Consider the following 5,640-nt stretch of genomic DNA (forward strand, 5'->3'; position numbering starts at 1 on the left):
TGGCCGCGGCGTGCGCGCCCGCGCTGTGGTGGCTCGACACCGTCGCCGGCGTCGCTGCCGGCCTGCCCGGCTCGCCGACGGTCACGCCCGCGTGAGCAGCTCCTGCTCGCGGACGAGATCCAGGGACAGCGTCCGGTACCCCTGCTCCTCGAAGAACACGGTGAGGCGGTCGTCGTCGACACTCATGACGATCCCCGACCCCCACTCCCGGTGGACCACCGCGGACTGGAGAGGAAAGTCCGCCGCATCATGAGTGATGTCCACGGCCGTTCCGGCGTCGCAGGTGTCGCAGTTCCCGCAGGGATCGGCGAGCTCGTCACCGAAGTATCCGAGCAGGAACTGGCGTCGACACCCGTCGGTCTCCGCGTACCCGCGCATCATCTCGATCCGGGAGCGATCGATTCTCTCGAGCGTCTCGGACATCTCCTCCGCGCGGCGCACCGCTTCCTTGGGACGCACGTCCTCGACGAGCTCGAGCCCCTTCCTGCCGGAGGAGAGCAGGCCGGCCGCCTCGAGCAGGTTGACCGCGCCCGTGACACGCTTCCCGCCCGCGTCGACGGCCTTCTTCAGCTTGCTCAGTCGCACCGGCCCGTCCGCTCGGCGCAGGTGACGGACGACGGCTCGGATCACCTCCTCGTCCGCGCTGTGAGACGAGAAGAAGCTGCGGAGGCCGAGGTCCTCGCTGCGGTAGTGCAGTTCGATGGTGGCCGGCTCGCCGTCGCGTCCGGCGCGCCCGGCCTCCTGGTAATAGGTGTCAAGCGAGTCGGGGATGTCGGCGTGGAGGACGAACCGTACGTCCTCCTTGTCGATGCCCATCCCGAACGCGTTCGTCGCCACCACCACGTCGAGGTGACCGTCGAGGAAGGCGCCCAGCGTCTCCTCGCGCTCCGCCGCCTTCTGCCCGGCGTGATAGGCGCGGACCCTCAACGGACGGTCCGCGGCGGCCGAGCGCTCGGCGATGCGAGCCGCGTAGTCCTCGGTGGCCTTGCGGGTCGCGGTGTAGACCAGCCCGGGACCGACCAGTTCGACGGCCCGCTCCACGACCGCGTCCTTCTTGTCGTCGTCCTCCACGTGGCGCCGCACGGCGAGGTGCAACTCCGACCGGTCGAAGCCGCCGGCGAGCACGAGCGCGTCGGACATGGCCAAGCGGTCGAGGATCTCCTCCCGCACCGGTGTCGAGGCGGTCGCGGTGAGCGCGATGACGGTCGGTGACCCCATCCGGTGACGTGCGGTGTCGAGGCGGAGGTAGTCGGGACGGAAGTCGTGCCCCCAGGCGGACACGCAGTGCGCCTCGTCCACGACGAGGAAGCTCGGGCCCGCCTGGCGGAGGCGGTCGAGGACTTCGGCCTTGGCCAACTGCTCGGGGGTGAGGAAGACGAAGTCGACGCGCCCGGCGACGACGTCGTCCCACGCCTCGGCCTGTGCCCGCGCGCCCATCGAGGAGTTGATCGCCAGCGATCGGGTGGGGGCGTCGCCGGCGAGCTCGTTGAGCCCCTCGCACTGGTCGGTCTGCAACGCGATGAGTGGGGAGACGACGATGCACAGCCCCTCCGACATGATCCCGGCGAGCTGGTAGATCGCCGACTTACCGTAACCGGTGGGCAGGACGGCCAGCACGTCGCGACCGCTCACCGCCGCCCGGATCGCCTCGGCCTGCGGCGGCCTCAGTTCGTCCCATCCGAAGACGCGGTTCGCCACCTCGAGGGGATCGGTGGCCTCGGCTTGCGTCGTCGTCACGTGTGCGTCCTCTCCGTCGCGGTCGGGCGGCCCGCGGTGGGACGGTCCCGGACCCCCGAGGGTAAGCGCATGCCGGAAATCGGCCACCGCGCGCGTCTTCCGTGGACCGGTCGCGCACATTCCGCGGGTACCCCTACAGTCAACTCATGGAGATGCGCATAACGCTCCGGGTCGACGGCGCGCAGCAGGACATCACCGTGGATACGCGGACCACACTGCTGGACGCGCTGCGTGAGCGGCTCGGCAACTATTCGCCCAAGAAGGGGTGCGACCACGGCCAATGTGGCTCGTGCACCGTGCTGGTCGACGACCGGCGGGTCACCTCGTGCCTGTCCCTGGCGGTTGCACAGGACGGACGGGACGTCGTGACGGCGGCCGGGTTGTCCGGGGACGGGCTCCATCCGGTCCAGCAGGCGTTCATCGACACCGACGCGTTCCAGTGCGGGTACTGCACACCCGGGCAGGTGTGCAGCGTCGTGGGGATGCTCGACGAGGCCGCGCAGGGCGCGCCGAGCCATGTCATGGAGGACCTCGGCGCCGAGGTCGAGCTGACCGACGAGGAGGTCCGGGAACGGATGAGCGGCAACCTGTGTCGGTGCGCGGCGTACCCGAACATCGTCGCCGCGATCCGGCAGGTCCGGGACTCCGCGTCGGCCGACCGGGACGGGGTCCGGCGATGAGACCGTTCCGCTACGAGCGCCCGGAGGACACCGACGCGGCCGTCGCTCTGCTGAGCGAGCATGACGGTGCGAGACCGCTGGCCGGTGGCACCAACCTGGTCGACCTGATGAAGCTCGGGGTGGCGACCCCCGACGTCATCGTGGACGTGTCCCGGCTGCCGCTGGACACCGTCGACCCGCTGGACGGGGGCGGGGTGCGGATCGGCACCAACGTGCGCAACGCCGACCTGGCCGGGCACCCGGTCATCCGCAGGGACTACCCGGTGCTGAGCCGGGCGCTGCTCTCGGCGGCCTCGCCGCAGCTGCGTAACCTGGCCACGACCGGCGGCAATCTCCTCCAACGCACCCGCTGTGTCTACTTCCAGGATGTCACCACACCGTGCAACAAGCGTGAGCCCGGCAGTGGGTGCTCCGCGATCGGTGGGTACACCCGATACCATGCCGTGTTCGGTCACTCGGACGATTGCATCGCCACCCACCCCTCCGACATGGCCGTCGCGCTGGCCGTGCTCGACGCGACGGTGGTGGCCCTCGGGCCCGGCGGGGAGCGCCGGATACCGGCGGCCGACTTCCACCGCCTGCCGGGGGACCGGCCGCATCTCGACACGGTCCTCGAGCGAGACGAACTGGTGGTCGCGGTGGAGCTACCGCCGCCGTTGACCGGCGCCGTCTCGACCTACCGGAAGGTCCGCGACCGGGCGTCGTTCGCGTTCGCGCTCGTCTCCGTCGCCGCGCACCTGGAGATCGACGACGACGAGGTGATCACCGGCGTCCGGATCGCGTGCGGCGGGGTGGCGCACAAGCCGTGGCGGGCGGCCAGGGCCGAGGAGCTGCTCGTCGGGCGCGCCGTCTCGACCTCCGCGTTCGCCGAGGCGGCGGACGCCGAACTCGCGGACGCGACGCCCGTAGAGGGCGCCGAACTCAGGGTCCCGCTGCTACGGCGGACCATCATCGCCGTCCTGCGCGACCTTGCCGCGGAGGCCGCGGGCAGGCGCGCGGGCGTCACCGGAGAGGAGGGTCCGCGATGAGCGCCATCGGCACCTCGACCCCGCGGCTCGACGGGCCCGCGAAGGTCACCGGGACCGCGCAGTACGCCTTCGAGCACACCGGGCCCGGCGAGCCCGTGTTCCTCCACCCGGTCACCTCCACCATCGCGCGCGGCTCCGTCACCTCGATGGACACCTCCGAGGCCGAGTCGCAGCCCGGGGTGCTCGCCGTCCTCACGCCGTGGAACGCGCCGCGGCTGGCCGACACCTCCGAGCGCGAGTACGTGATCTGCCAGGACACCGACGTGCTCTACCGCGGCCAGCCGATCGGTCTCGTCCTGGCCGAGACGGCGGAGGCGGCCCGGTGGGCGCAGTCGCTGGTGCGGGTGGAGTACGACCAGCAGCCCCACGACGTCGGCTTCCGCACCGACCACCCGGACGTCTACGAGCCCGAGGTGGTCAACGGCGGCTACGAGCCCGCGTCCTCGACCGGCGAGATGGGGCCGTCGCTCGCCCGCGCGCAGACGCATGGCCACGTGGTGGATCAGAGCTACTCCACGCCGGAGGAGCACAACAACCCGATGGAGCCGCACGCCGTCTCGGCGCACTGGGACCCCGACGGCCCGTTGCTGACCATGTACGACTCCACACAGTCCCCGCACGGCGTGGCCTCCACGCTCGCGCCCGTCCTCGGGCTGGAGACCGAGCAGATCCGGGTGATCGCCCCACACGTCGGCGGCGGGTTCGGTTCCAAGGGCGCGCCGCACGCCCACGACGTGCTGGTGGCGTTGGGGGCCATGCACCTGCCGGGTCGGCTCATCAAGTACGCGGTGACCCGGCAGCAGATGTTCGTCTTCGTGGGCTACCGCCCGCGGACGGTCTCGCGGATCCGGCTGGCCTCCGACGCGGACGGGCGCCTCACCGCGATCGGTCACGAGGCGTGGTCGCAGAGTTCGCGGGTCAAGGAGTTCGTCGAGCAGGCCGCCGTGCCGTCGCGTTCGATGTACGCCGCGCCCAACCGGCGGACCTTCCATCACGCCGTCCCTCTGGACGTGCCGGCCCCGTACTGGATGCGGGCGCCGGGCGAGGCTCCGGGGGCGTTCGCCGCCGAGGTCGCGATGGACGAGCTGGCCGAGGCATGCGGGCTGGACCCGATCGAGTTGCGGGTGAGCAACGACCCGGAGACGGACCCCGAGTCCGGGAGGCCGTGGTCCTCGCGGCGTCTGGTGGACTGCCTGCGCGAGGGCGCTGATCGCTTCGGGTGGTCCGAGCGGCCCGCGACTCCGGCGTCCCGCCGGGACGGTCGCTGGATGGTCGGCTACGGCGTCGCCAGCGCCGCGTACCCGCACATGGTGCAGTCCGGGTCGCAGGCCACGATCCGTGCCGAGGGCGGTGGCCGCTACCGCGTGCAGGTCGGCGCCGTGGACATCGGCACCGGCACGTGGACCGCGCTCACCCTGGTCGCCGCGGACGCCCTCGGGGTTCCCGCCGAGGCCATCTCCCTGGAGATCGGCGACACCGCCCTGCCGTACGCCACGGTCGCCGGTGGCTCGTCCGGCATCTCGTCGTGGGGCTCGGCCATCTTCGCCGCGGCCGGGCGGTTCCGGACGAGGTACGGCGACGACCCGCCGGCGGGTGCGGAGACCACCGCCGCCGCCGGCGACAACCCCGAGCTCGAGCGCTATCGCGCGATCTCGTTCGGCGCCCACTTCGTAGAGGCTCGCGTGGACGCCGACACCGGCGAGATCCGGGTGCCGCGGATGCTCGGCGTGTTCTCGATCGGCCGGGTCGTCAATCCCCGTACCGTGCGGTCGCAGTTCATCGGCGGCATGACCTTCGGGCTGTCCATGGCGCTGCACGAGCAGAGCGTCCGCGACACCCGGTTCGGCCACGTCGTCACCCAGAACCTCGCGGACTACCACGTACCCACCCATGCCGACGCCACCGACATCGACGCGGTCTGGCTGGACGAGGTCGACGAGTTCGCGACCCCGATGGGCACGCGCGGGGCGGGGGAGATCGGCAACGTCGGCAGCGCGGCCGCCGTGGTCAACGCGATCCATAACGCCACCGGTGCACGCATCCGCGACCTCCCCGTCCACGCCGACGCGCTCCTGGAGCACCTGCCTGTCGATCAGTAGGCGCCGCGGCGGCCGCCGGCCCGGGGGATGACCGGGCGCGGCGGCCGCGGTGGTCGCCGGTCGCGGACGCCAGATCCTCCGGCCGGTCGACGTCGC

The 5,640-nt window shown here is 71.9% G+C and carries 4 protein-coding genes; 3 read left to right on the plus strand and 1 reads right to left on the minus strand.

Annotated features, from left to right (window positions below; all coding sequences use genetic code 11):
• Window positions 1-81 precede the first annotated feature (81 nt).
• The gene (locus HMPREF3086_RS12745) at window positions 82-1,737 is read right to left on the minus strand and encodes a RecQ family ATP-dependent DNA helicase (protein WP_070722230.1); all 1,656 of its coding nucleotides are present in this window, start codon (window positions 1,735-1,737) and stop codon (window positions 82-84) included.
• 146 nt (window positions 1,738-1,883) lie between these two features.
• On the opposite strand from HMPREF3086_RS12745, the gene HMPREF3086_RS12750 reads away from it, so the two are divergent.
• The 3 genes from HMPREF3086_RS12750 to HMPREF3086_RS12760 are packed head-to-tail and all read left to right on the plus strand — an operon-like array spanning window position 1,884 to window position 5,544.
• On the plus strand, window positions 1,884-2,417 hold the full coding sequence (locus tag HMPREF3086_RS12750; protein ID WP_061913687.1) for a 2Fe-2S iron-sulfur cluster-binding protein: 534 nt from the start codon (window positions 1,884-1,886) through the stop codon (window positions 2,415-2,417).
• Window positions 2,414-3,445: an FAD binding domain-containing protein gene (locus tag HMPREF3086_RS12755; protein WP_070722232.1), complete on the plus strand. Its 1,032-nt coding sequence runs from the start codon at window positions 2,414-2,416 to the stop codon at window positions 3,443-3,445. The genes HMPREF3086_RS12750 and HMPREF3086_RS12755 overlap by 4 nt, the downstream gene beginning before the upstream one ends.
• Complete coding sequence (locus HMPREF3086_RS12760; RefSeq protein ID WP_070722234.1) at window positions 3,442-5,544, plus strand: xanthine dehydrogenase family protein molybdopterin-binding subunit; 2,103 nt, start codon at window positions 3,442-3,444, stop codon at window positions 5,542-5,544. The genes HMPREF3086_RS12755 and HMPREF3086_RS12760 overlap by 4 nt, the downstream gene beginning before the upstream one ends.
• The last annotated feature ends 96 nt before the right edge of the window (window positions 5,545-5,640 follow it).

Origin of the sequence: Dietzia sp. HMSC21D01 (assembly GCF_001815995.1) — a bacterium.
GTDB lineage: Bacteria > Actinomycetota > Actinomycetes > Mycobacteriales > Mycobacteriaceae > Dietzia > Dietzia cinnamea.

Excerpts from the sequence above, each read along its gene's own strand:
- HMPREF3086_RS12760 (WP_070722234.1), top strand. The coding sequence starts at position 3,442 with ATGAGCGCCATCGGCACCTCGACCCCGCGGCTCGACGGGCCCGCGAAG.
- HMPREF3086_RS12750 (WP_061913687.1), top strand. The coding sequence starts at position 1,884 with ATGGAGATGCGCATAACGCTCCGGGTCGACGGCGCGCAGCAGGACATC.
- HMPREF3086_RS12755 (WP_070722232.1), top strand. The coding sequence starts at position 2,414 with ATGAGACCGTTCCGCTACGAGCGCCCGGAGGACACCGACGCGGCCGTC.